General features: G+C 36.1%; 23 protein-coding genes and 2 pseudogenes. 3 read left to right on the top strand and 22 right to left on the bottom strand.

Translation table 11 applies throughout. The features are described 5' to 3' along the window. Window positions 1-660: 660 nt before the first annotated feature. From B3H30_RS04560 to B3H30_RS04530, 7 genes are all read right to left on the bottom strand, one after another. Window positions 661-882 (bottom strand): heavy-metal-associated domain-containing protein, encoded by a 222-nt coding sequence (locus tag B3H30_RS04560; protein WP_002981097.1) that lies wholly within the window; start codon window positions 880-882, stop codon window positions 661-663. 99 nt (window positions 883-981) lie between these two features. Further along, window positions 982-3,393, bottom strand: a complete 2,412-nt coding sequence (locus B3H30_RS04555; protein WP_286710010.1) for a heavy metal translocating P-type ATPase — start codon at window positions 3,391-3,393, stop codon at window positions 982-984. Between the two features lie 88 nt (window positions 3,394-3,481). Further along, window positions 3,482-4,045 carry a helix-turn-helix domain-containing protein gene (locus B3H30_RS04550; RefSeq protein ID WP_286710011.1) on the bottom strand — a complete coding sequence of 188 codons (564 nt, stop codon included), beginning with the start codon at window positions 4,043-4,045 and terminating at the stop codon, window positions 3,482-3,484. A 136-nt stretch (window positions 4,046-4,181) separates the two neighbouring features. Then, the gene (mobC, locus tag B3H30_RS04545; RefSeq protein WP_286710079.1) at window positions 4,182-6,185 is read right to left on the bottom strand and encodes a conjugal transfer protein MobC; all 2,004 of its coding nucleotides are present in this window, start codon (window positions 6,183-6,185) and stop codon (window positions 4,182-4,184) included. A gap of 98 nt (window positions 6,186-6,283) precedes the next feature. Then, the gene (mobB, locus tag B3H30_RS04540) at window positions 6,284-7,570 is read right to left on the bottom strand and encodes a conjugal transfer protein MobB (protein WP_286833486.1); all 1,287 of its coding nucleotides are present in this window, start codon (window positions 7,568-7,570) and stop codon (window positions 6,284-6,286) included. 1 nt (window position 7,571) lies between these two features. Then, entirely contained in the window at window positions 7,572-8,003 is a 432-nt protein-coding gene (mobA, locus tag B3H30_RS04535) for a conjugal transfer protein MobA (RefSeq protein WP_286710080.1), read from the bottom strand. Between the two features lie 334 nt (window positions 8,004-8,337). Then, on the bottom strand, window positions 8,338-9,015 hold the full coding sequence (locus B3H30_RS04530) for a hypothetical protein (protein WP_286710013.1): 678 nt from the start codon (window positions 9,013-9,015) through the stop codon (window positions 8,338-8,340). A gap of 199 nt (window positions 9,016-9,214) precedes the next feature. Between B3H30_RS04530 and B3H30_RS04525 the strand changes: the two genes are divergently transcribed. From B3H30_RS04525 to B3H30_RS04515, 3 genes are all read left to right on the top strand, one after another. After that, window positions 9,215-9,595: a DUF7674 family protein gene (locus B3H30_RS04525; protein WP_286726930.1), complete on the top strand. Its 381-nt coding sequence runs from the start codon at window positions 9,215-9,217 to the stop codon at window positions 9,593-9,595. Between the two features lie 603 nt (window positions 9,596-10,198). Continuing rightward, on the top strand, window positions 10,199-10,705 hold the full coding sequence (locus B3H30_RS04520) for a DUF4304 domain-containing protein (RefSeq protein WP_286710015.1): 507 nt from the start codon (window positions 10,199-10,201) through the stop codon (window positions 10,703-10,705). Between the two features lie 182 nt (window positions 10,706-10,887). Further along, entirely contained in the window at window positions 10,888-11,919 is a 1,032-nt protein-coding gene (locus B3H30_RS04515) for a hypothetical protein (RefSeq protein ID WP_286710016.1), read from the top strand. A gap of 502 nt (window positions 11,920-12,421) precedes the next feature. Here B3H30_RS04515 and B3H30_RS04510 read toward each other — a convergent pair. From B3H30_RS04510 to B3H30_RS04440, 15 genes and pseudogenes are all read right to left on the bottom strand, one after another. Next, a pseudogene (locus B3H30_RS04510) lies at window positions 12,422-12,961 on the bottom strand (DUF6896 domain-containing protein); the annotation flags it as partial. A gap of 15 nt (window positions 12,962-12,976) precedes the next feature. After that, complete coding sequence (locus B3H30_RS04505; protein WP_286710018.1) at window positions 12,977-13,228, bottom strand: hypothetical protein; 252 nt, start codon at window positions 13,226-13,228, stop codon at window positions 12,977-12,979. A 114-nt stretch (window positions 13,229-13,342) separates the two neighbouring features. Beyond that, window positions 13,343-14,017: a hypothetical protein gene (locus B3H30_RS04500; RefSeq protein WP_286710019.1), complete on the bottom strand. Its 675-nt coding sequence runs from the start codon at window positions 14,015-14,017 to the stop codon at window positions 13,343-13,345. A 148-nt stretch (window positions 14,018-14,165) separates the two neighbouring features. Next, window positions 14,166-14,459 (bottom strand): hypothetical protein, encoded by a 294-nt coding sequence (locus B3H30_RS04495; protein ID WP_286726925.1) that lies wholly within the window; start codon window positions 14,457-14,459, stop codon window positions 14,166-14,168. A gap of 575 nt (window positions 14,460-15,034) precedes the next feature. Continuing rightward, window positions 15,035-15,421 carry a hypothetical protein gene (locus B3H30_RS04490; protein ID WP_286710021.1) on the bottom strand — a complete coding sequence of 129 codons (387 nt, stop codon included), beginning with the start codon at window positions 15,419-15,421 and terminating at the stop codon, window positions 15,035-15,037. 12 nt (window positions 15,422-15,433) lie between these two features. Continuing rightward, a complete protein-coding gene (locus B3H30_RS04485) occupies window positions 15,434-16,372 on the bottom strand; it encodes a hypothetical protein (protein ID WP_286710022.1) in 939 nt (312 codons plus the stop codon). A gap of 89 nt (window positions 16,373-16,461) precedes the next feature. Then, window positions 16,462-17,055, bottom strand: coding sequence for a hypothetical protein (locus B3H30_RS04480; RefSeq protein ID WP_286710023.1), 594 nt, complete (start codon window positions 17,053-17,055; stop codon window positions 16,462-16,464). A gap of 183 nt (window positions 17,056-17,238) precedes the next feature. After that, entirely contained in the window at window positions 17,239-17,952 is a 714-nt protein-coding gene (locus B3H30_RS04475; protein WP_286710024.1) for an AAA family ATPase, read from the bottom strand. Between the two features lie 124 nt (window positions 17,953-18,076). Next, window positions 18,077-20,578, bottom strand: a complete 2,502-nt coding sequence (locus B3H30_RS04470; protein WP_286710025.1) for a S8 family peptidase — start codon at window positions 20,576-20,578, stop codon at window positions 18,077-18,079. A 22-nt stretch (window positions 20,579-20,600) separates the two neighbouring features. Further along, window positions 20,601-21,581: an AAA family ATPase gene (locus B3H30_RS04465; protein WP_286833482.1), complete on the bottom strand. Its 981-nt coding sequence runs from the start codon at window positions 21,579-21,581 to the stop codon at window positions 20,601-20,603. A 212-nt stretch (window positions 21,582-21,793) separates the two neighbouring features. Next, entirely contained in the window at window positions 21,794-22,225 is a 432-nt protein-coding gene (locus B3H30_RS04460; protein ID WP_286710027.1) for an ASCH domain-containing protein, read from the bottom strand. Continuing rightward, window positions 22,222-24,285 (bottom strand): GNAT family N-acetyltransferase, encoded by a 2,064-nt coding sequence (locus tag B3H30_RS04455; RefSeq protein WP_286833480.1) that lies wholly within the window; start codon window positions 24,283-24,285, stop codon window positions 22,222-22,224. Before B3H30_RS04455 ends, B3H30_RS04460 begins: the two co-directional genes overlap by 4 nt. 91 nt (window positions 24,286-24,376) lie before the next feature. Continuing rightward, entirely contained in the window at window positions 24,377-25,198 is an 822-nt protein-coding gene (locus B3H30_RS04450; RefSeq protein ID WP_286710029.1) for an abortive infection family protein, read from the bottom strand. 2 nt (window positions 25,199-25,200) lie between these two features. Then, a complete protein-coding gene (locus B3H30_RS04445; protein WP_286710030.1) occupies window positions 25,201-25,647 on the bottom strand; it encodes a helix-turn-helix domain-containing protein in 447 nt (148 codons plus the stop codon). A 257-nt stretch (window positions 25,648-25,904) separates the two neighbouring features. Continuing rightward, window positions 25,905-26,115: pseudogene (locus tag B3H30_RS04440) on the bottom strand (hypothetical protein); the annotation flags it as partial.

Raw genomic sequence — 26,115 nt, 5'->3', positions numbered from 1 at the left:
ATTTTAAATAAATGATACAAATAGGGGATTTGCAAAAGCCGGAACAGCTTCTGACAGGACATACCTATGGCTATCAGGCCATAGTTTTAGCTTATTTTAGGCGGTAGCCAAATGGAGAAAAAGCCCGAAGAATAGTAGGCTTCTTTGAAACCGAATTTTTGCTTTTTAGCTGCTGCTAAGTGATTTTTTGCCTTTAATTCGATTACGGTTGGGACATTTAGGGAAGTGGTTGAAGCACCGCACCTGCAAGAGCTGTGGGAACAACCGCCCCCGCATTTGTCACTTTTGCATTTTTTACAGGATTTGCTCTTGCAACCTTTTTTATGTTCTGATTTTTTGGATTTCTCCTTTGAGCAGAAAGACTGCTCGGTCTTTGTTGAATTTTTGGAACAGGCATAGCTCTGACTTGGCATCATAAAGAAAACCAAACAGAACAATGTCAAAATGCCTATATGTATTCTATAATTTTTCAACGCAACAAAGTTACAAATTAGATTGGTTTTTTTTATATCGTTTTACGTTTTTTTTGCTATATGGAAAAATAATGCCATATACGCAATAACCTATCGCCTTTTTTCAGAATTGATAAAATGCCCTTTTTCATCAACCCAACCTCATGGAAATTCGGTCGGAAAAAGGGCATTTCAAAAAGTTGCTGGCTTAGGCATCCAAAGGTTCTATTTTGAAGCCTGCCTTTTGCACGGTCGATATTACTTCCTGCTCGGTAATGCCCTCGGACTTCACGGTAAGTACCTTGTCCTTGTTGGCCGTGTCCACTTCCCAATGGCAGATGCCCTCTGCCTTGTCCAAGTGCGGCTTTACAGATGCGATACAGCCGCCGCAATTGATGTTCGTCTTGAATTGAAATTGTTTATTTTCCATTGTTTACAAATTTTAGAGTTATCTGATAATGCAAATTTCCGTACTATTCAGTTAGTTATTGTTGTGTAATTTCTTGTTTGATTTGTGAGATTTACTGTTTTATTTCTTCCACTTCAACCGCAGGCTGTTACTGACCACGCTCACGCTGCTCAATGCCATTGCCGCACCCGCAATCATCGGGTTGAGCAGGAAGCCGTTAACAGGGTAAAGGATGCCTGCCGCTACCGGAATGCCGATTACGTTGTAGATAAACGCCCAGAACAGGTTTTGCTTGATGGTGGCTACGGTCTGTTTGGACAAGCGTATTGCCTGCGGTATCTTGGTCAGGTCGGACGAAATGATGGTCATCTTGGCTACGTCCATTGCGATGTCGCTGCCTTTGCCCATTGCGATACTTACATCGGCTGTTGCCAATGCGGTGCTGTCGTTGATACCATCGCCCACCATTGCCACTACCTTTCCTTTACTTTGCAGTTCTTTCACAAAGTCGGCTTTATGCTGTGGCAAAACTTCGGCTTTGTAATGCTTGATGCCTGTCTGCTCCGCAATGGCTTTAGCGGTAGCTTCATTATCTCCGGTCAGCATATACAGGTCAATGCCCATTTCCTGCATTTCCCGGATAGCCTGCACCGATGTTTCCTTAATCTTATCGGCGATAGCGATTACAGCAAGAGCCTTTTTGCTGTTTGCAAACCAGATAACGGTTTTAGACTGTTTGCCCCATTCTTCGGCCTGGTCTTGTAATTCTCCGGCAATGGCAATGTTGTTTTCTGCCAATAGCTTTTTGTTGCCTACATAATAGGTTTCGTTGTCATGGTCTGCTTTTGCGCCTTTGCCCGTAATGCTGTCGAACATGGATAAAGAGGTGGCCGCTACATCGCCAAGATGCTTCACTACGGCTTCTGCCAATGGATGCTCGGATTGCTTTTCGATGCTCAAAAGGATTTCTTTTGCAGTGTCCTCATTGTTCAGCCATTTAATGCCCGTTACCTGTGGTCTTCCCTCGGTGATGGTTCCGGTTTTGTCCAAAACGATGGCATTTACTTTTTTGGCCAGTTCCAAACTTTCGGCATCCTTTATCAAAATGCCATTTTCAGCACCTTTACCAACGCCTACCATAATAGCGGTGGGTGTCGCTAAGCCTAAAGCACAGGGGCAGGCAATGACCAATACCGTAACGGCTGCCAACAGACCTTGAACAACCCCGTTTTCGCCTCCCAAAATCAACCATAGCGTAAATGTCAGGATGGCAATACCTATCACTGTGGGAACAAAGATGCCCGCAATCCTATCGACCAGTTTCTGTACGGGTGCTTTGCTTCCCTGTGCATCCTGCACCATTTTGATGATGTGGGCAAGCATGGTTTCTTTGCCCACTTTTACCGCCCTGAACCGGAAGCTGCCTTTTTGGTTAATCGTTCCTGCAAATACTTTTTCTTTTTCTTTTTTCAATACAGGTACAGGCTCACCGCTTAACATGCTTTCGTCCACATACGAATTGCCCGATATGACCATGCCGTCTACCGCAATCTTTTCACCGGGCTTTACGAGTATCACATCGCCTGCGCTTACGTCTTCGATAGCGGTCTGCTTTTCCGTTCCGTCCGCCTGTACCACGATGACCGTTTTTGGCTGCAAGCCCATCAGCTTCTTAATGGCTGAAGAGGTGTTGCCTTTGGCTCTTTCTTCCAGCAGTTTTCCCAAGAGGATGAATGCGATAATAACGGCAGCCGCTTCAAAATATACGTGAGCATGCAGTCCCCGTTGATGCCAAAAGTCGGCAAACAGCATATTGAAAACACTGAACAGGTAGGCAATACCTGTACTCAATGCCACCAGCGTATCCATATTGGCGGAACGGTGCTTTGCCTGCTTCCAAGCGTTTACAAAAAAATCCCTGCCCAACCATATTACAACGGGCGTGGAAAAGAGCCACATTATCGGGTCTGCATAGGGCATATCCATAAAGAACATTCCTATGATTACCACGGGCAGGGAAAGGATAATTGCCCAAATGGTCTTGTTTTTCAAGGTTCGGAATTTCTTTTCGTGGATGGCTTCGAGCGTTTCCTGCTGCTTGGTTTCGTCTTCAATCAATAGGTCGTAACCTACTCCCTGAACCGCTTTTTGCAGGGTGGAGGCATCGGTCATATTGGGCAAATATTCTACGGTAAGATTGCCCGTTGCAAAGTTCACGGAAGCATTAACTACTCCCGGTTGGTATTTCACAATGCTTTCGGCACTGCCCGCACAGGATGCACAGGTCATGCCCAATACCGGAAAAGCACTTTTAACCGTAGGAACTCCGTAACCTAAATCTTTAATTGCCTTAACAGCCTCGCCTACGGTTTCATTGCTATCTACTGTAATCGCTGCCCTTCGGTTGTTCAGCTCTACTTTATGGGTTTCTACGCCTTTTACCTGTGCCAATCCCTTTTCAACGATTAATGCACAGTGTTCGCTTTCTACATCCTCCAATGGAATGTATATATTTTCTCTGTTTGTCGCCATATTTGCCTGCTTTAATTTACAATACAAAATTGGCTATTATATTTATGGGTACTGTTGTGAAATTTTGGATTTGATTTGTAAGATTTACTTACACTTTATCCAACGGTTTTCTTTTATCCTCTTTAATCTGTTTGAAATGGCTTGGTGTTAGCCCGGTAACTTTTTTAAACTGGTTACTCAAATATGCCACGCTCGAATAATTTAGGCGGTTCGCAATCTCACTTAATGACAACTCATCATACACCAACAATTCTTTGACTTTCTCCACCTTTTGGGCGATAAAGTATTTTTCAATGGTTGTACCCTCTACCTCTGAAAACAGATTGGACAGGTAATTGTAATCGTGATGCAATTTGTCACTCAATACATCGGAAAGGTTGGTTTTTACATCACTATCCTGATGGTGTACCAGGTCAATGATAATGTTCTTTATCTTTTCTATTATCCTGCCTTTTTTATCGTCAATTACTTCAAATCCTAATGGCTCTAAAGTTTTGGACAAATTCTCTTTTTCCAGAGATGTTATTTCTTTGGAAAGAATAACTTCGCCCAGTTTTATATTTTTAGAATCTAATCCCAGTTTTTCCAATTCGTTTTGTACCACCATAATGCAACGGTCGCAAACCATATTTTTAATAAAGATTGTATTCATATTTATTTACTGACTACGTTTAGTATTTAATACATAAGCAATAAACAAATTTACAATTTAAGTTGAACTACGCTTTGCTCATCGTTTAATTCATTTACAATGATTGATTATTTATGACAAATACTAATGATTAGAATTACTCTTGTTGTACCAAATGCAGCAAGTTCGGGTCATTCTTAATTCGCTCCATTTCTTTCCCGACGATGTGTATAATATCTGATTTTATCTGCTTGTAATTGCTTTCAATTTCCTGCTTCATCGTATCCTCGCCCTGCTCATCTACAAAAGATAAAATCTGGGGTATCTTTTGATAGGCTTTGGTTTCGGAAGCCACCTTTTCATTATCCACCACGATTTCGGCGTGGAAAATCTTCTGCTCGATACGTTCGTCAAAGTTATCCGATACCGAACCTACAAACATACCTTGTGTTAAGGTTGAAATTTTGGAAGCAGGAATAAGGCTGTCTAACTGTGTGGAAATAGATGTAGATTTATCGTTGCGGTTAATCGTCATACTCTGGCGTTTCTGCAATACTTTACCGAAACGTTCTGACAGGCTCTTTGCCGTTTCGCCAACCACCTGACCACTGAAAATATTACCTACCGTATTTTGGATAACCTTGCTTTCTTTGTCGCCGTAATCCCTCGTTAATTGCGAAAAGTCCTGGAAGCCCAAGCACACCGCTACCTTATTACTTCTCGCAGTGGCGATAAGATTGTCCAAGCCCCTGAAGTAAATCGTGGGCAGCTCATCTATGATAACGGAACTCTTTAATTGCCCTTTTTTATTGATGAGTTTTACAATTCTTGAATTGTATAAACCTAAAGCTGCGGAATAGATATTTTGACGGTCGGGATTATTACCAACGCATAAAATTTTTGGTTCTATCGGGTTGTTGATGTCGAGCGTGAAGTCATCGCCTGTCATAACCCAATACAACTGAGGGCTAATCATTCTTGATAAAGGAATTTTTGCCGATGCGATTTGCCCCTGCAATCGGTCTTGCGCTCCGCCTTGCCAGGCATCCATAAAGGGCGACAAATAATTTTCCAATTCAGGGTATGAAGTCAAAATTGTGAATACGTCCGAATACTTTTTGTTAAGTAATTCTATGGCGTGTGGGAACGTGCAATACTTACAATCTTCATAGATTTTCAGATACCAAATAATGGCAGCTAAAAGGATAATTGGGCTTTCCACAAAAAAATCCCCTTGCTTCAAAATCCACGACTTGTTAAGGTTCAGCATTATGGTATAAGCCGCTTCGTAGGCATCAGATATATCCGTCATAAATTCGGGATTGAGTGGATTGCAACGGTGGCTCTTGCGTGGGTCGTCGAAGTTTATCACATAAAATTTCGGCTGAACTTTGTACTTGTCCCGATGCTTCAGCAGATGATTGTAGGCAATGGTTGAAAGGTCGTCGAATTTAAAATCGTAGATGTACATACTAAAGCCTTTTTCTATCTGCTGTTTGATGTAGTTGTTTACGATAGCATAAGATTTACCGGAACCCGGAGTACCCAATACGATTGATGCCCTGAAAGGATTGACAATGTTTATCCAACCGTTGTTCCATTTGTCTTTGTAGTAAAATTTAGTGGGCAGATTGACGGAATACTCGTTTTCCATCAGTTTTGTTTCCTGTTGGAAACTCTCGTTCTCGTTATTGAAAACATCGTCCATTAAATTGTTTTTCAGTAATCTGCTCATCCATACGCCTGCCATCAGCAAAGCGATATAACCTAAGGAGATAGTAAGTATATAAAGAAATGTGCCTGTTGCCGGAGGTAGTTTTAGCAACGGTGTGTTTAGGAAGAACAGCACAAACCCAACGCTCAACGCCACATAGATTTTAGACAAGGTTATCTTCTCATTCTTCACGCCTTTTGTTCCTAAGCAGCTTAAAGCCAGCAAAACCAAAGCAAATGCTTTGGTGTAAAGGGTGTGTGAAAACAAGCCCGCTGTTCGGTCGAAATTGCCTAATATCTTATTGATTACTTCCAACGTCCAACCACGTTCTAAAAAGAAACCGTAGCAGAACCAATAAAGGTGCATCAGCACCAAAAGAATACTGACTGCCCGCATAAAAGCCATTATCTTGGCAAGCCCTCTTAAATCGTCTTCTCCCTGCATTATTTAAAGTTTTAATGTTCGGGCGTGAATTTAAAGGCTCTATGCCATAGGTGTTATTACCTAGTAGGCATTGGCTTTGAATGGTTATATTTGGCTACTTACTACTGTTTCTTGCGTTTTCTTTTTCTCTTAATCCGATTAGCAAAATTCAGTTCCTCATAATCCTCGCCTTGTGTTTCGGGAATAAGCAAGCCGCCTAATCCTTCAATCAAATCGTCTTCTTGTTTAGTCGAGTTTAGGAAATCAAATAACTGATGAGGTTTTTCATCGGGTAAATCTTCCGCATCGTTGGATTTTGATATTTTAGATTGAGGTTGCACAATCTCTTTTATCTCAGGTTTTATATTATTGTTCCAATAATCATTAAAAGTATTGGCAGAAAGTTCCTTACTTAAACGAGAACCATTCCAAACCGTTTTAGAATTGTGGTCAATAAAAGTCATCCCGTAAATACGACCTACATCATTTCTACGAACGATCACATTAATATTTTGTTCAGCTAGCTGTTTCTTAAAATCCATTTCATTATTTGTAGATTGTAAGGCAATAGTAATAGCAGATTGTATAGTTTTCCTATTTGGGTGATTTTTGATATCAGTTTTACACTTCTCAAAATGTAGTTCTAAATAAGCAAGTCCAGCATTCTTTCCAAAGAGTGAAGCCTTAAAAGGATTACCTGCTCGTTCACCTTGTTCGTTTAATGGAATATATAACAAACCTTGCTGTGGTTTTCCGTGTAATTCTCCCTCAATTTTTTCTGTAGTAATATTGAACAAGGAAAGTAAAGCGTTGTATTCTCCTAACGTTTGGTATTTATAATAGGTAGGTAGATGACGAACTACTGATGCTATTTGACTTTTTACATCTCCAGATTTGTAATCAACTGGGCGAAAAATCTTGTCATTCTGGTTAGGCTCTTTCTCCGTTGCAGGTATTAATCTGTGTTGTTTTTCTAGTTCACGACATACTTTCATAGACCGCATTTTCTCGAATTTGTCCGAAATCTTTTTACCCTCTTCATCTACACAAACCGACACAATATAGATATGGCTACGATCAATATCGGTATGTTTGAAAACAATAAAAGGCTGTTCACCGTACCCCATTTCACGCATATACTGTTCTGTCATTTCCCTGAATTTATCGTCATTGACTTCATCTTTCGGATCTGGATTGAGCGAAATATGTAAGGTATGTTTTTCTGTATTGCGGTTAGCAATAAGATATGGAGCAAAAGATTTGGCTAATTGTGTAACAGAATATTGTCCGCTTGCTGTTTCAATCATCTTATTAGCAAACAAAATCTGTCCGTTTTCATGCTCTACTTTGAGCTGATTGTATGCTAATGTACCATATAAATTTCCACTTCTTCCAATTTTTGCTATCATTTTAAGACTGCTTTTTTAGGTGCTTTTCTTCAAATTCTTCAGTGATTTTTATAATCTTTTGGCATAAAATGACCATTTCTAAGGTCTGTTTTTCCAGTTTGTAGAGGAAAGCAGCAGCCTTTTTCTCAGAAAAATTCTTGTATAACAGCTTTACAATTTGGTTGTAATTGACTCCTACAGAGCGGAATTGACTGTGAAAAGAAGTCAGTCGCATATAGAAATCAACTGTTCCTTTATCAATTTGAATTGTTTTTACGGTCTTTTCAAAGATACAGGAGGTGATAAAATGTGCCTTCACCTGCATACCAGATTGGTCAAAAAGAGCCAAAAAACGAGCATGTTCTTCTTCATTGAAGGAGATCGTGTATCTGTTTTTAGCAGGATCTTTTTTAGGTCTTCGACCTGTTTTTCTTATTTGCTTTTTGTTATTGATTTCAGAAAGACCGTAAAATGATGAACCGGCTAAATATGGAGTTAAATCGTCTTTAAAACCTGCTTTTTTGTAGCTTTCAGCATTATATTTATCCCATAATATAGGGTATTCCCAATAAGGATATTTGTCTGGTGTTGGAATGCCCTGATTGTTATATCCAATTTCTATTACAGGTATTAATTCGAGTGTCATTTTGTGTCTATTGGATGTTGTATTATAACCCGACCGAAACCTAGCCAAGGTTGCGATCCTTTTTAAGTAAATATAGTAAGAAGGAAAAGCAAACAGCTTTTAGTTGATAAAATAGGAGAGAAACTCAATGAACACTATCTTTTTAAGCTATCCAGGTAAAGTCACGTTTTATCACCTTCCACTTTCCATTAATTTTTTCCAGGATAAAATCATAACCCTGACCGCAAAGTGCTCCGCATACATAGTCTAATGATACAAATGCTTTATTGTGATCATGCGACATGATAGGCAAGTGAAATGTATAGCTTGATAGAAATTGCTCCTTCGTTTCTGTTTTTTTATGGTATGCAACGTTATATTTCTTTTTGATTTGTAATGGAATAAATACAGTATCCCTTCCTTTGACCTGATAGAGATAGCCTGTAGAGTCTTGCTGGCTATGGCCTACTAAGCCCAGCAATTTTTGGATCCTCAGACCGTCAGGCATAAAGTTTTTGTCGTAGGCATTATATAGCGAGTCCTTGATGAACCATTGGTGAATATAGGCCATGGGTTTATTAGTTTTAGCTACTTCATTTGAAATGGAGTTATAGGCAATTATAGCATCCAAAATTTCAGCATAATCATCTTCAACAATTGCATAATCAAATGCTTGTTTTTGGATTTTGACTGGTACCTGTTTTTGATCATTGCTTTGGCATGCTATGATGAAAAATAAAAATGGTATTAAAAAGCATACTTTCATAAATCTATCGAATGGTTTAAAACATGATGCCAAAATGATTTCCTTTCCATAGTACAATTTACTAAATTCATACATCAGGTTTTTATTTATGATACAGTATTTAACAGACGATCAAATCAGAACAAGGCTGAAACTGGGAAAATCTGTAGAGCAGTGGCTAGGCCATGTTCAGGAAGAATATAGGGATTATATTAAACGTTAATTTTATCTTCGTATTCAAGTTCTATTGATTAAAGTGGGAGGAAAGTAAGGAAGTTGTTCCAATATAATAATGATGAAAGACCAAGATTTATTTATTAAGGAATTGATCGATTTGTTTCCGAGTTTGGAAGAGGAGCTTTCAGATGAAGATTACAGGGCGTCTATTACCTTTCAAATGGGTTGTTTCAAGCGATTTATGCAGGAAGCGATAGCTGAAAATGATGGAGATAAGTTTGATGCTATGGTAAATTTTTTAACGAAAAATTTGCCTTTAGTTGATAAGCGAGTTCAAAATGCCATTTATCTAAGTTTTTTGGGTAAATTGGATTTTTCCGAAACCCCCAATTTAAAAAAACGGTTGGGACAGGATTTAGGTAAAGCCTATACTGATATAGAAAATTATAATAATTCTCCAGTTAGTGATGAGGTAAAGACCTTCTTGAATAAATTTTGATATTCTTGATATAGGTCAATATTTGAATTACGCATTTGAAAGATGGAGATGTTACAAAAAAATAAACCATGCTATTGCTAAGTCTGGACAGTTGACTGAAAGGGACGATAATAGCTTTGTCATAGCTCGTATTTCAGATAGTACAAAGTTTACCGTTAAAGCTGGTTGTGAACTTATAAATAGATTGAAAGAATTTAATAAACCTGTGATTGAAACAGGGAACGGTTATCGCCGAACTCAAATATTTTAGGTGACTCTTTGTGTTATGATACTAATGTGTACAGTTCGGATTTTTGGAAATTATATTCCATCATTTCTGAAGGAATTCCCAACGAATTTAATCCATTTAAAAACACATAAATTTGATTAGTTTTTTCAATTAGACCAATCCCATCAAATAGAAATTATCCTCTAATGTTATAGTCTGGGGCAGGTGAAAGTTTTACTAAATCGAACCTGAAGCAAGGGAATCTTCTACATAAAGGCTATAAGATATTGGAAGCAGTTGCGGGACAAGGAATTAGTCAATTAGAAAGATATGAGACTGTTTTGGAAAAACTATTTTAGGATAAGTTTTAATACGGTTTTAGAGTTTTATTAATTATGGATAAGATAAAATTTAAGCAAGCAGTAGATCAAATTCTATCACCACACAAGTTTGTTAGAAATAAAAACACTTGGATATTGAAAAGCCCTGGAATAAATAAAGTAATTTCAGTATACAAATCATATTATTCTGATAGCTATTATATTGATTATGGATTTATTATTAACAATCTTGAATTGAACGACCTTAAAATGCATGTTTTTAAACGTCTAGGGGCGTCAGATTACGATGAGTTACTTCTTATTAACAGAATATTAAGTTTAGACAGTTCTATGCTTGAGCAAGAAAGAGTTAGTCAATTAAGGAGCCTTATCGAGGGGCGAGTACTGTCGGTTTTAGAAAGGATAAATACAGAATCTGATTTATTGGTATATATTCAGAGCTTTCCTAACTTAAAAATGATTCCTTTTGTAGTTAAGAATTATTTCCATTTAACCAGTCATAAAAATGTTAAAGGATGGGTAACCAAAATTTTGTCAATTTTCGATTTCAATAAATCATAAAAGCTGAGATACGAATCAGACAACAGCGGATGCAAAAATGGAAAATATTGGAAAATACCCTATTGATAAGGTGAGCTGAAGTTTTTATTCCGACTTTTTGTTTTAAGGTGCAGGTCTTAATGGGAAGTGACTATCTTTGAGTGTAGACTTTGATGGGACCAAAATTCCTCTTAATTGAAAGTATGATATACACTAAACATAATATTTGCTACTTCTTGACCCTTATGTTGTTTATTGGTTTTGTGGCTGTGGGAAAAGCTCAGGTACTACCATTCTATAATGTTAACCCCTTAGAGGACGATGATTATTTTACAAAAACCGTTTTTTCATTCAATTCTAATTTTATAAAAAGCAATAAAGTAAAACGTATTCTGCTTCAGGGTGAAGAGAAGATTGGGATGAAATATATTTACGATTTTAACCCCGACGGTACGATCGTAAGTATGAGGAGCATACGATATAATAACGAAAAACCTGATACCGCTTTTTATACTAGATACTCCTATAATTCAGATGGTTTCATCGATAAAAAAGCAAGGATAGATTATTCCAATGGCATCGTAAAAGTCAGCAGCTATCAATACAATAAGAATAACAAAGTTGATATCATCCGAACTTTCACTTTGAACGCCCAGATGCCAAATAGGCCGCAAAACAATGATTGGCAGGGAGAGCAAGTTCGAGGAGTGGACAGAATGATTTTAGAGGGTGTTTTACCAGACGAAAGCATTTGGAAGAGAATGACGGCAAATAATGATTTTTCTTCTTTGCAATATCGTTACTATACTGAAAACGAATTCGAGGCAGAAGAACGTACCGAATATTTCAATTTTAGCAAGAATAGTGGTAATCTAGATACTTGTTATCAAAAAAAGACATATTACTATGTAAAAGGATATCCGGCAGTGTTGTTTTTACATAATGGCTGTGCTGTTGAGAAAACACCATCAGAATTGTACCAATTCAAGGATGGGCTTTTACTACAACTTACCGATGTACCTTCTTCCCTTGATTCCAAAACCGAAAAGTATGTCTATGATCAAAACCGAAACCTGAAACTGATGGAAGATATCTGGAATGGACGAAAAGTAAGCGAGCTGGAAATGCGTTACGATGAAAAAGGTTTTTTGATCTCCATACAGCGAAAGTCGGATGCTGCAAAAGCTCATTATTTTGAAGATCGTACTTTAAAGGCAATATATAGTTTTTACTAATCAATTGCTTCTATAATTCCGTATGGATAAACGGTGGTAAGATTATTAGGATTTAAAATTTGAAATTAAATATTAGTGATTACGATTCATTATTTACAATCATACCCTGATGTATAATAATAAATTCAGTGCTTAATGCAACGCCAAACATGATTGAAGAGCCAAATACATTTTACAAGTGTAACTTAATTATCGGGATATCTTCGTTTCTTATAACAGTTACGGTTAGAACGAGCATAATCTATAGTGCTGTTGATAATGTTGGTTTAGCAGATACTATTACAATCATATGGAATTGGTTTATGCTTTTAAGTTTAGCTATTGCTGCTTTTCAGACTTTGGCATTTACTTATAAAAATGGAGGGATTAGCTACGTGTTGCTAAGTATACTAGTAATAATTTGTTTAATTATTACTAGTATAGGGATGTTCCTTATTCCAACGGGAGCAATTCTGTCCTAATTTTTGTAAATCACGCATATGAAACACCATTATCGCTAGGCTCATCTTTTTAGGCTAAGAAATTTCCAAAGGTTGAATTTAGGTTTCTTTTTAATTTCCTCAATATGTTTTACGAATATTTTTTCTAAATCCAAGTCGGATTTAATCTCAACTTTCTCTCTATCTGTGACGGCAATGCCAGTGTGCCCAGGGACATTAGAAGGAATCTCTTCAAATTTTCCTAATGAGGTCATTTTTTTTATTATTCTTGACCCGTCAGCATATTCTTCAAAGAGGGGAATTGGCAGTGGGTGATAGTTTTGTGAAGATAGGATAAACTTCACAAAAAAATACGGATCTAAATCCCCAAACTCAAGCCCGAAAACAAGCGAAACCTCAATATACTGCCGGGTTATTATATTTTGAAAACCACAATGAAAACCATGGACAAAATATTTCCATTCTGCAACTTTCCCGATCTGTCGTTCATCCCACTTTAACTCATTAAAAGTATCCATTGGAAAATCCTTGTTTAAATTTAAATCAAGTTTGTCAACCAGCATAAACACTAATTGTTGGCCTAGTTGCCTGTAATCTTTTGCACATTGCTCAAAAAATTATTGGTGGTCTTCAATTTCTTTATCTGTAATTAGTTTTACAATGTTAAGTTCAGGGTCTATTGTATGGATCAAAACCTGGAATCCAGAAAGTTCATATTCGAGATTTTGGCCAATTTGTTCGCGCTGCTTGTTTATATTTCCTTTAAAAACAAGTTTTAGGGCTCTTTCTCTTGAAATGGATTTGATTTCATCTATTGATGGAAGTTGGTCAATTGACTTAATAATAATTATATCTGTTGTTCTGTCCACAAACCTAATTTAAAGAAATTTTATGCAACTAGTGGTCTTGCATGTAGAATAGCCTTATTTAAATTTGTCTGTTGTTCAGTAATTGCGTGGCAAATATAGTACCCTCCTTGGGATTTAGCTGAGTTTTGCCTCTCTTGTTAGTTTACTTTTGTCTATCCCTAAATCATTACTGAATAAATCAACTAGTATTTTTTCAATTTCGCTTTTATTAAAAGTGTTCGGGTTACGTCTAGATTTGAAATAACTTTCACGTGTCATTTTTTTTGCTAATTGCCCAACTGTTTGCAGTTTAAGTATGTTGCCGAATTTTTTTGCAAACCAAAGTCCAGCATTTGAAAATACAAGTCCTGCAAGTCCGATCTGCCAATTAAAGAATAGTGCAGCGCAAGATGTCACCAGTAAAATCGCAAGTGTAACGGATGCCCAGTAGGGCGGTCGTAGGATATGAAGTTTAAATCCCAAGTGCACTTCCAATTTTTTTACCATAGAACGTCTGCTTTGTTTTGGCAGAAGACCAAGGAGAGTAGTGCCGGTTGCGATTGTTTTCCGGTCTATTTGAAATGTTGATGCCATTGCATCACGCAGTTTATAAAAAGCCTGTTGGCTTGTGCAGTCTTTCGAATGTGCTAGTTGAATTTTATTGGCAATGTGATCACATAGTTCACCAAAAGTGAAAATGTGCATCAGTTCGGTGCTCTCAAACTTCATGTCAAATGACTTTTCAACTTTAACGAGTAAATCGCTGATATCGTCTGGATCTACATTTTCTAGTTCGTCGTCTGCCATCATATTGCTCTTACCAATTGGTTACAAAATACAAATTTGCTGTAAAAATAGCATATAGTATTTTTTAATACGCCATTGAAAATACTGTTCGTTTCATAATCCAATAATCTATTCAAGCCGCGTTCGTGATCATCCAATGTTGCTATTGGTCTTAAGCTATCCAAGTATCCTCATATTTAACAACCTTCCATTTGCCTTTTATTTTTTCAAGAATAAAATACCACCCCTGGCCACATAATCCACCGCAGATATGATCCACGGATACAAAGGCTTTTTGACCGTCACGTGTCAGGATAGGTAAGTGGAAGACCAGTTTCGTTAAGAAACGTTCTTCCTCAGTCAATCTATTGCTGTCTTTAACCATATACTTGTGAGTGATCGATTGGGGAATGAAGACTGTATCCCTGGCTCTTGTCTGATTTAGGAAACCGATTGAATCCTGCATGTTATAACCAAGATGGTCAAACAATTCCCGGATTCCAATAGCATCCCCCAGAGGATAACCCTCTTATAGGACGTATGTATCAGATCTTTTTTAAATTTGTTTTCAATATAAGTCTCAGGTTTTTCAGTTATGATCAATCGATTGATGTAAGTGTCATGGTTAAATATCGCTTCCAGTATTTCCGCATAGTCTTTTTCAAAAGCGGAATAATTGAAAGTTTCTTCTGGAGCTTTTGCTTTAGGTGTTTTTTTAGTTGTGCTTTGACAAGCGAAAGCAAGAAATAAAACGGGTATTAAGAAGTATACTTTCATAAAATAGCGCGAATAATTTAACAGATGATGTCAAAATGTTTTCTTTTCCATAATGCAATTTACTAAATTCATACATCACGTTTTTATTTATGATACTGTTGGAGGAGAAATTCAGAATTGTATCTTTTGGGATTGAGGTTAGGATAGTAAGATCTCAATGAAGTAACTAACACTTCTAACATATAGAGAAGACAATCTTAAATTATGGATTATAGAGCGACAGGAATTGATGCTGTTATATTTTATTCAATGATCCACCGTCAACTAACTGAGCGGTTCATTCCATTGAGGTATACCGATAAACATATCATTTACAAATTTTTCTGTATACCGCTGCATTCCAGTTTCCTCCTTATCAAAGTAGGTCTTTATTTTTGAGCATACTTTAGGGTTGTAGCATAACTTGACGCGGAAGTTTTCGATCCATTCTGCCCGTATAACAATGGTAATTAATTTTTTCGTATCTCTGGACAATCCGATTACGGTAATATCTTGGCACATCCCAGCATACCAATCAATAATATACACTTTGGTGCCCGGGCTAAACTGTTTCGTGCCATAGCGGGTTTCTATTTTCCCTTGACCATAGCTAATTTCCTGTTTGATGTTAGCTACCAATGTCCATAATGGTATAGGTTCTAAATGATCCATATTTATTCAGCGCTATTGTAGATATGACGCCATCAGTGTCTGTCGAAATGTTTTAGTTTTCAATGATAGTGACGTCAAGTCATCAATAATGATTTCATCTATTTGAAAATCGGTGATTATTTTTTCCTGAATGTTTGCATAATCTAAGGAGTCAATTATTTCGCCTGAGAGGATATCGAAAATATATAATGTACCTCCTGCGTACGCATTTTGGCCACTTTCTGGCATAAATCCATGAATACAACCTAAATTGCTCTTAGTTGTTATGATATTGTAACACCAAATTCTATTATCTTTTTTAAATTTGGAAAAATTTATTGACCATATCGGTTTCACCATGTTGTCGTGTGTAAAGCAGTGCAATGAATTTTTTTTGTCACTTATCAATAAATAGGCTTGGGTATTATCAAATTTGATCCAACTCGTACCGCCTACATTATCAAGTTTTATTTCATCGAAACAGTGATTGTCAAAGTGATACCTTAAAATAGATTTTTTCTCTGTTGGAATATAAATAATATTGCTTTTAAGGTGTAAATCTGCATTGTACAGACTTTTGTCGACTTTATCTTTTTTGAAAACTACCTCACCGTTTTTAATATTTACACAACATAGTCCACGATAATATTCAAGTAAAAAATAGTTAGATGATTTATCTATTATGCTTCTATATCCCAGGAACTTTTCTGTAGAAAAGAGTTGTTGTTTAGTCTCAATGTCAAAAGCTGTAATTGTCGTTTTATTTGCATTTCGTATTGTTAGCCAATTTTTGGAATTCAAAAGTATAATATGGCCATTAGGGGCAAAATCTAAGAGGCGGAATTCTTCAAAACCAAGATTATTTAGAATATTTAGGTTTGAATCTGTCAAGATTAAACCTTTTTTATCATCCTCTATAATAGCCTTATTAATTTGTCTTCTATTAATAACTCTTTTATTTTCGATTCTCATATTGCAATGCGCTAAGAGTCTTGTTGTTATATTTTATAATGCTTGAGATTCTTACATGACATGTTTTGTCAATTCCTGATTTGAGTTTATTAGTTTGGTATAACTAGATTAGCTTGTGAAAAGTCAATGGCTTTGTACCTATCTTTCATTTTCTTGTCGAGTATGACCTTGTCATCCGTGAATGAAACAGGAGGCGTTTTAAAATGCCAGGTTCCCAGATAGTTTAATGAGTTTTCTGTAATCTTAAAAGTAAAGCGTTCTAATTCATCTATATTTATCAGGCCAGCATTTACTTTATCTTCAAAGCCATCTGTTGTATCCGTATTCTTAAAAATATACTCTGTATACATTTTGCCACCATACCACTTACTATTGGTCCACCAATAATTTAGAATAGCGTAGTTACCCGGCTCAATGGTATATATGAAGATATTTTCCTTTGATGATTTGAATGTCGGCTTCACTCTAAATGAAAAAACCTCCTTTGTTTCTGTATTGATCAAACGTATGTCCTGCGGAAAACCTCCACTGCTGAATCCTAATCGTTGGATGAAATTACCATAGATAATTGCTTTTCCACGAGGTATGCCGTCGTTACTTGCGACATCATTAAGGTGTTTAAGATCTTGTGCATTAATCTGCATTGATAAAAAAACTAAGAATACTGTTATTATACGTTTCATTTCTAAAGCTGATATTGGCTGAAAAATATTTCTTGCCGACTTTAATTTAGATTAACTAGCTAGCCATAAAACTATAATAAATACCCCATATTTTATGTATCAATTATGAAATTAACGATTATATAACACAACTATTTTCCCAATGAGTTCTTTGCATTTATTTATATCTTCCATTTTTTTAATTTAGAAATCGAAGCCCAATTCGGATAGCATCCGTTCGTGGTTATTCATAAAATACTTCATCAATTTATATTGTTCGGTATCCTGATATGCAATCAGCTTTATTCCATTTTCAGATACCTGATAGATATCAGCTTCGGGATAGGCCATTAGGATGGGGGAGTGTGTTGCAATAATAAATTGCGATCTAAGTTCTACAAGCTCTCTTATTCGGCTCAGCATATTTAACTGGCTTATGATAGACAGTGCTGATTCTGGCTCATCAAAAATATAGAGTCCGTTTCCATTGAGGCGGTGATGTAATAACGAGAGAAAGCTTTCACCATGAGAGCGTTCGTGTAACGATCCACCATAGGATTTCTGAGCTTCATATTGATCTACTGCTGTGGCAACATTATAAAAACTTTCAGCCCTGAGAAAATAACCATCTCTGTTGCGATATGCCGTTCGTATTACTTGGATATCTTCAAATAAAGCGGAATGGGAATCCATGGTGCTAAAATTAAAATTGCGGCTTCCACCTTCAGGATTAAAGCCGGCATTGATGGCTATCGCTTCTACTAGTGTTGATTTTCCTATACCATTTTCTCCTACGATGAAGGTCACAGGACTCCGAAATTTTAGTTCATCCAGTGCTGACAATGATGGGATATTATACGGATAATGGTCGCGGCCCTCTGTAGGTTTTTTATTTCGGATTTGGCTAATATAAATCATCTAATTATACTTTATCTATATGTTGATAATTGAGCTCTTGATTCTTTTACTTCGAATCTCCTGATTTATGTATATGGGGTTTCAGATCCTGATGTTTTTAACCATTCACTTACATTCTATACGTTTAAACTCTAATTTCAACAGGGATAGCTACTTTAGTCTCAATCAAATTTTTGACAGGTGTGTAAATATCAATATCACTATTAGGTGAACTAATACTAATGATAAGACTATAACGGATAGTCTTATTATAGCGTTCTAATTTTCTCCGAGTTTTCCACCATCCTGTTGTCGGATATATTGCCAGAATGTTACGAGTTGCCAGATCTGCTGCATTTCCTTCCCATATATCCTTATGGATAGACCCTTTATTTCGTAGGTCTTCACCCAATTTCCAGTTTCGCTCGCGGCCCTCATTTTGATAATCATCTTCCCGCATTTCAGCACTAATTCTTCCTGCAAATGCATCTGGTGATTCATTTGTATCGTTCATTTTAAATCTTAATGCATGCGACATATAGTTGTTTGCCTTTGCATATCTTTTATTTCCAGGATTCGGTTCGACAAAATAGGATAGGGTAACTGTTAATTGTACCGGTGTATTATATAATTCTGCTAGAGCTTCCACTGGCCAAGGTAAGTTGTATAAATGAAATTGGTCCGTTTTAACCCGCGACTCTTCATATTTATATGGTTTTAATTCAGCTTCACATATTAAAGTAAGTGAATTTGATGCACTATGTACGGCCCGTTGAAGATTTGGAACACCATATCCTACGGTTTGTATGAGTTTGACTTTTTGTCCAAAAGATAAATCCCCTAAGTTCCGGTTGCCCAACATTGCCGGGGTCCAATTAGCGGAATGAACCATCAAAGCTCTTATGGTTTCTGGCCTAAAATGTGGATATTGGATGTAAAGTTGTGCGGCGAATCGGCTGGCGAGAGCCGTGGCTGCACTGGTGTCTCCAAATGCTGTAAGCATGTTTAACGTTTTTCCACAGGAGGTACTTAATAATTGGAGTGAATCCGGGCTCAATACAGCGCCCTGTTGTATCGCTTGATTACCACCTTCCATTACAATGTCCGGTTTTCTAGGCCATTCATTTGCCCAAATAGAAGATGTCGTATTACACGGTGACATAGCTCCTCTATTTGCTAGAATTTCAGCTTCGGGAAATAGATTAAAATCTAGCTGATCTTTCAATGTATATGCTCCTACCGTTATAGCGTTAAATGCTTGTGCGGGATCATTAATACTATGGTCATCATTTATTAGTGGATATTCATTACGAATTTCGTCTGCTAAATTTCCAGAAGAAATGATAAACAAGTTTCTTTCATTAATATCTTCTGTTCCAAAAGAAAGCATATCAATAGTAGCGGACCAAAGTGACGGTTTCCCCAAATGCTGATTATCATTAGATGTTACAGCGATACAAATTGCGCGTTTATGATCTGGATTCATGATTTCGGCATTAGAGACAGCATCGATCGTTACGAAACCATAATTCAGGAGGTCATGTGGTTTGTTGTGATCTATAACTCTTACACTCTCGAATTTAAAGGGAATGTTTACAGGGTGGTTGTTGCCAAATACTTCAGATAAATCTCCGTACAGAATTAATCCCGCCATGGGAGTTCCATGGCCACTACGCATATCAGTTTTGTCGGCAACATGGCCATCTGCAAAGACTGTAGAGAGATAGTGTTCCTCAATATGAGGAGTTAATAATGGATTACCACGATTAACTCCGGTGTCCAATAAACATACAGATATTTTATTTTGGTCAGAGCTATTGGATACTCGTTGTAACAAATTATTAATCCAATTATCTTGTTCGATACGCGTAGCGTATGTGAAAAAATCTGTCAAATCACGAGGTTTACGTAACTCACTTAGACATTCTAAATAGAGTAAGTTTTCCATTTGCCGCGGAGTACCTTTAATGTATCCTACGGTATGCTCAGGAAAGCAGATCCACTGTTGGCCAATTTGGATTCCTTGTTGCTGTAGAAAATCTTTGCACTGTTTAATGTAGTCATTGTTATTATCGTAATCTAACCATACTTCCCACCAAATACTTTCGTCCGCATTAGGAAATTCATTTTCAGGCTCCTGCCAAAATGCTGCTAGAGTGGCAGCACGAATATCCTCTATATTTGCTATTAAAGAATAATTTCTAGGTTTAGGATTTCCTGCCTTTTCACTTTGAGGTGTATTCTTAGTAAGAAATTCATCTACTTTATTTAGAAAGTTAGTGATTGCTGTTTTGTCTAAGTATATGCCTGCTTCTTGATACTTGAATGTCCTGCCTTCTTCATCTACGTCTTGGCATATCCTTGTATACGCAATACGGAAACTAGATTTATCATCAAATTTATCAATATCAAGTGGGAAATCCGGCGCGGATTTAAAAACTATATAAACAAAGTCTTGAATCTGTTTACCATTCCAAAAGTCATTTAAAGCTTCATCGAATCTGACTTTGACGAAATCTCCTTGTTGCTGGCGATTAATACCGCTACGAGCTAATATAGTAGGACCACCTTGAATATTAGAGGTGTAATTTTGGGCATCATAAAAATTTCCATCTATTACTAGATGGGGTAGGTTATTTTCTGGCATATTGGAAAAAAGAATAAGTCCCTTAAAAAGGTCTTTTCCTTCCTTCTACATAATGTAGTATTTTTTCTTCACTCACATTTTTATCGCCATAGACGAGATAATCTTTCCATACATCACTTACAATACGGTGAATGTCTGCAAAGCTTAATCCGATGGCTTTATGAGTAACTTTTCTTAGATCTATAGTAGAGGGGAGGTCAAACCCAGTGAATTCTAAATCAAATAATTGGTATATATCTTCCTCAGTAGGGAGAGGAAATTGGATAATATCATCAAAGCGTCTGAATAGCGCTACATCTAGAGATTCAGGTAGATTAGTTGCTGCAATGATCAAACTTCTCGAATCATCTTTTTCAATCTGTAGCAAGAAGCTATTGAGTACGCGTTTTATTTCGCCCACTTCATTTCCAGCGGAGCGTGAAGTACCAATACTATCAAACTCATCAAAAAGATATACAGCTCTAAAATCTCGCATGGCGTCAAATACTAGACGAAGTTTGGCAATGGATTCACCCATATATCGACTAATCAATCCATCGAGCCTGATGATGAATAGGGGCATGCCCAGTTCACTTGCTAGTACGTGAGCACTCATGGTTTTACCACAGCCTGGGGCGCCAGTAAAAAGCAACTTTCTACGAGCAGTCAGACCATGACTTTCGAGAATGTCTATTTTACGTTGCTCATCGAGTACACGCTGGAGAGAGTTTCGTACATTTTTTGAAAGTACCATATCCATAAGTTTTACCTCAGGGCGAACTAATTCCAGTAAATCTTCTAATTCTTTTTGAGCACTATTGACAGGAAGCTTTTTGATCAGAACAGACTCTTTACTTTTAGAGAGTTTAGCTTTGTCGATCATTTTTTTGAGCTCTTCGGCTAAGGCAGTATGGCCTTGGCGCGCTTCAGCGGCAGCTATTTGCATAGCAGTAGCATAGAAACGACTGTCGTCTCCTTCGCCAAACGAACGAATCAAGCTCTTTATTTGTTCCAATGCTGCCATTATGCTGTACTCAAAATTTTTGCAAATATAAGGTTATATAATCAAAATAGGTGCCGATTTTAGGCTTTGTTTAAAGTTAATAATAAATATTGGAGAACCTAGATGATCTGTATAATTTTCATTATTGTGTACGCCGAATATCATTAGTAAAATACTTTAGGAACAGGTAGGCTCGAGGATTAATCAAAAGCCATAATTTGAGTTACACGCCCTTAATTACGTCTCTTGTGAAACTTTTTAAGACTTTCAAATTTGTTCAAATATTTAAATGTCTGCGGAGGAGAAAATTTAGGGTAGATAGCTTTTATTGCACTCAGAACAATTTCATCGTTTAATTTATGAACATTTTCAAGTTCAATACCTATAGCTTTAGTACTTAAGCTATAATAATTGTCGAATTCTTCTTTTGAAACGCCTAATCTATCACCATATTTTTCCCACATATCATTCGGTGTGTGACTAATTATATTTTTAATTATTGCAAGCGCAGTAACGGCCTTTTTAGGCTGTGTGGTATATATAACAACAGTGTCTCCGATTTGCGCTTTTGGTTTCGATTTTCTTAGTTCAATTGTTTTCTCGCCGCATATTATTTTGTTTACGAACTTCTCCTTTATTGAAATTAGTAATAATTTTGACATCATTCTATCCCTTTAGCTATTCTGTAAATATCCGCAAAAATTTGTGATTTAATTTTTACCGGTGAAACAAAATTGTTATGTGCTTGATTTGCCGCCTTTAAGATTTCCAACAATTGTTTATATGGTATAGTATTTTGAAATACTTCTGAATGACTAAATTTCAATATCTTAATCTCTTTGTTTTCGTCACCATTGGTCACCGGTTTTATATGTTTGTTCCAATCATAGATGCCATATTTTTTGTATTTGTTAAAAAGCTCTTTTGCTGGTCCCACTATAATTTCATCTAGATAAGATGTGCCAACAATACATTTTTGTCTATTAGATTGGTTGTCAGAACTTGCGTACCATAATATTCTCGCTGGTAGGGTTTCGATATTCGGTTTCACGCTTCGATAGTAGACATTTTCATTGTTCCAAATCAGTTTTGGTGAAGCCCCAAATAATGTTTGTTTTGCTGATTTGGTGTCAAAAAGTTCACGAGCATATCTCGGCTTAATAGGAATGATAAACGTCATAATATCATTAGAATCTATCTTTAATGGCCATAGTTTTTTCTCAAGAAAATAATATCTCCATATATCGCCTAAAACAATAGAACTATTTGAATCATTTTGGATTACTTTTTCTAATTCTGGTATCGAATGATAAATTGGAGTTAATAAAGAAGGTAATTCATTAACTTTTACTACTTTGTTGCTAAGAGCCTTGATTAAATTTCCCTCTCTTAAAAAGAAACCAAACTGTTCGAACATTCTATGGTCAAATGAGTGAATTGCTAGATCCTTAATCGATATAAAGGACAAATTTTTTAAAGAGGCATAGGTTATGATATCAAAAATATTCTGAAACAGAACTGTCTGAGAAAGACGGTGTTTTGTTAAACGTAACAATTCGACAATAAGCGATTGATTATCAATATAATGTCCTATTAAGGAAATGTAAAATTCACTATTCTTAACAACTAATATTTCTCCATTTTTATTCTGTATTTTATTAATTTTTCGATCTAAATCTTTTCTATTCTCTTCATTTGTAAGGATAAAGCAGTTTAGTTTTTCGTGATCTCTTGAGGATAGATTATTTACAGAAAAATTCTCTGCTGATAATTGTGCAGGATAATAATTACTTGCGTTTTTCAATTCATCTAGCTCTAAAATAAAGTTGATTGGAAGTGAAACTTTTAAACCGTATTTGTCATTTAATAATTTACCTTTTTTAAGGATTTCATCGTCTAGAGTTAAGAAATAAGATGTGTTTGAAAGAATTGCTTCGGCAAGTTGCCTCCGATCTGAAATATCATTTTCAGTTTTTCCAGAGAATATTTCCATTAGTTCATTAACAATGTTATTTATATCATTTTTATTGAGATTAAGTTCTTTAAAGTGCTTTATGTATTGTTTGCTTTGTAAACTTCTAACCTTGTTAGAATCCCTAAATATCTCGCCCACAGTTTCTGAAGTGATTTCAAACTCTATTTCATCTGCAATCCAATCTGATGTTAATATTTCCACCTCTGGGAATGTTTGGGAGTTTATGTGGATGTCTCGAAGTTTCGATATGATATTAAAATCTAATATGGCGGATACTTTATCACTAGGAATTGCTGAAAATAAATCTGATTTGCCAAAACTAAACCACCAAGTAACTAATTTAACATTTGGATCCTTTCCTCTACTAGGACGTTCAGCTTTTGGTTGAAAATTATATTTCTGCCAAAATTTGATGGCATCTTTATAATCGCTCCTACAGCTCAATTTTATACCAACAACTTTATTTTGATATAAACTTACTAATTCATCCAAGAGTTTTTTTGCTAAATTTTTACCTCTATAATCAGCTGATACACATAAGTGTACGATGGATATTGTTTGTGTGCGATTTGTATGTCTGAATTGAAGATAAGCTTCTACTTCGTTGCCTTTATTACAACTTACTAGAATCCACTTTTTTTGGATGTTATCTCGAAAGGCATCCTTCGGCATTAACCCTAGGGTACTTCTGTTTTTTTCCCAAAGTTTTATAATACCATCTAGGTGTTCGAGATGAGCAAATTTAATCATGCAATAATAGGTAACACATTAGCTATATAATAACATCTGTAAGTTATTGTTTTTTGCAAAAATAATGAGTTATCGGCAAACTTTAAAATAATTACTTAAAATCGTTCCATGATGGTTTAGCTTGCTCAATGACTTTATTATTATGTCTAGATTCCATAGACTGGATGAACTTAACCATAGAAGTCACGTTACTAAAGATGAGAACACTTTCATCGTAATCTAAAATAGGGTTGTCGTGAGCAAAACTTCTATTGTTTCTAATATCATTAAAAGCATCCATTATCTGAAAGCTAAATTGTACAATCTTTTCAGCCATAGAGGATTGAATTAAATTTTTGGTTTTAATTGCTTTTATATATTTTCCAAATAAGGCATTTACGGTATCATCTTTTGATAAATCTATCGCATGGCTTTTACAGAGCTCCTTAAGAAATTTAATAACAAATGTATGTAGTCTATCTAATGCTGCCTCTGGTTCATTTTTTTCAATACTTTCTTTGATTAGTCTAGCTAATTGATTAAAATCTTTATCAGTGTTATTAGCTTTTATAGCGTCGATATTTTCAATAATTCTTCCTTTTAAAAGACGATTGGAAATTTTAATGAATTGGTCAAATTCCAACTGATTATATGGCTTATCTTTTCTAGCGATATATGCCAGCTTATACTCATGTAGCTTTATAAACAACGTGCCTACATTATAGTCGCTTTCGATTTTATAAAATGTCCTTAATCTATTAGCTTTTGACGTACCGTTTACTCGATATCTGTCCTCATCAATTTCTATTCCCGTCGTTTCGCCAACAAACTCTTTAAAAGTTCTATCATTAAAATCAAGTACATAACCGGCACCATTTTCACCTGTAATGAAGGTCTCGAAAATATTTCTTTCAGCAAAGGTTAAATCAGCCATTCCTAATTATCTCGCAGTTTTTTCACCTCCTCCGCTAAATCCGCAACCACTTTTGTCAAATCCAAAATTGCTTGAGTTTTAACAGTATCGTCTTTGACAAGTTTTTCTAGGAGCGAAGTTAATTTGGAAGTTTCATTGAATATTGGTTGGTGATTTTGATGTGCGACAGCATGATCTTTAAAATCATGATTATGTTGGATATTATATATTGCATTATCATCATTAAAATTTTTGATGAATTCGACAGTAACACCTAAAGCTATAGCTAATTCTTCAAGAGTGGGTTCTTCAATAACGATTTGACTTTCAATCTCTGATATTTTCTGTTGAGAAAAATTGCTTGGACACATTTTACCTAATGCCTCTTGCTTAATTCCTTGCATCCTACGAAGCTTTGCTATGACTTCACCTTGTTTAATTTTTCTTTCATCTTGAAATACAACACTCATAATTTACCTGATTAAAATAAGTCCGTAAAATACGGGTAAGTTACCCGTTTGTTACCAAAATCTAATTTGGTACCTTTGATATAAAGGTACGATTATTTGTCGATAAAATCAGTCTTAAGAACATTTAAAGCCACTTTTAAAGCAAATAATTTGTCTTTGGTATATTAAAACACACATGTGTCCTAAATAAATTTTAGGGAGCTGTTTCTGTGTTCCCAACATAGATTTTTTCCTCATTTGAATTTTGACCCTACTTTTCATTCCTGGAAGATGTGCAGCTGTCCATTTTTCCCTTTGACCGGAGGCCTTACAAAGGGATCATCTATCCATTGCCAGATATTAATTTTTACGAAGATATTCATTCTGATAAATGCCACCAGATTGGAGAGGTTCCAATCATATCTGGCCTTCTTTTGCAGATATTTTAGCAGTAATATACCGATCAGGGAAGTCCAGATCTGGATCATC

Source organism: Sphingobacterium sp. UBA7038 (assembly GCF_002494055.1).
In the GTDB taxonomy this organism is placed as follows: domain Bacteria; phylum Bacteroidota; class Bacteroidia; order Sphingobacteriales; family Sphingobacteriaceae; genus Sphingobacterium; species Sphingobacterium multivorum.
The sequence above is the reverse complement of the archived record's forward strand: the minus strand, read 5'-3'. Positions and strand labels throughout refer to the sequence as shown.

Coding starts and splice junctions, on each gene's coding strand:
- B3H30_RS04445 (WP_286710030.1), bottom strand. CDS start 25,647: ATGAGTGTTGTATTTCAAGATGAAAGAAAAATTAAACAAGGTGAAGTC.
- B3H30_RS04480 (WP_286710023.1), bottom strand. CDS start 17,055: ATGAAACGTATAATAACAGTATTCTTAGTTTTTTTATCAATGCAGATT.
- B3H30_RS04495 (WP_286726925.1), bottom strand. CDS start 14,459: ATGCAGGATTCAATCGGTTTCCTAAATCAGACAAGAGCCAGGGATACA.
- B3H30_RS04560 (WP_002981097.1), bottom strand. CDS start 882: ATGGAAAATAAACAATTTCAATTCAAGACGAACATCAATTGCGGCGGC.
- B3H30_RS04520 (WP_286710015.1), top strand. CDS start 10,199: ATGGATAAGATAAAATTTAAGCAAGCAGTAGATCAAATTCTATCACCA.
- B3H30_RS04465 (WP_286833482.1), bottom strand. CDS start 21,581: ATGGCAGCATTGGAACAAATAAAGAGCTTGATTCGTTCGTTTGGCGAA.
- B3H30_RS04475 (WP_286710024.1), bottom strand. CDS start 17,952: ATGATTTATATTAGCCAAATCCGAAATAAAAAACCTACAGAGGGCCGC.
- B3H30_RS04550 (WP_286710011.1), bottom strand. CDS start 4,045: ATGAATACAATCTTTATTAAAAATATGGTTTGCGACCGTTGCATTATG.
- B3H30_RS04460 (WP_286710027.1), bottom strand. CDS start 22,225: ATGATGTCAAAATTATTACTAATTTCAATAAAGGAGAAGTTCGTAAAC.
- B3H30_RS04525 (WP_286726930.1), top strand. CDS start 9,215: ATGAAAGACCAAGATTTATTTATTAAGGAATTGATCGATTTGTTTCCG.
- B3H30_RS04500 (WP_286710019.1), bottom strand. CDS start 14,017: ATGATGGCAGACGACGAACTAGAAAATGTAGATCCAGACGATATCAGC.
- B3H30_RS04485 (WP_286710022.1), bottom strand. CDS start 16,372: ATGAGAATCGAAAATAAAAGAGTTATTAATAGAAGACAAATTAATAAG.
- B3H30_RS04455 (WP_286833480.1), bottom strand. CDS start 24,285: ATGATTAAATTTGCTCATCTCGAACACCTAGATGGTATTATAAAACTT.
- B3H30_RS04450 (WP_286710029.1), bottom strand. CDS start 25,198: ATGGCTGATTTAACCTTTGCTGAAAGAAATATTTTCGAGACCTTCATT.
- B3H30_RS04555 (WP_286710010.1), bottom strand. CDS start 3,393: ATGGCGACAAACAGAGAAAATATATACATTCCATTGGAGGATGTAGAA.
- B3H30_RS04530 (WP_286710013.1), bottom strand. CDS start 9,015: ATGTATGAATTTAGTAAATTGTACTATGGAAAGGAAATCATTTTGGCA.
- B3H30_RS04470 (WP_286710025.1), bottom strand. CDS start 20,578: ATGCCAGAAAATAACCTACCCCATCTAGTAATAGATGGAAATTTTTAT.
- B3H30_RS04515 (WP_286710016.1), top strand. CDS start 10,888: ATGATATACACTAAACATAATATTTGCTACTTCTTGACCCTTATGTTG.
- B3H30_RS04490 (WP_286710021.1), bottom strand. CDS start 15,421: ATGGATCATTTAGAACCTATACCATTATGGACATTGGTAGCTAACATC.
- mobB (WP_286833486.1), bottom strand. CDS start 7,570: ATGATAGCAAAAATTGGAAGAAGTGGAAATTTATATGGTACATTAGCA.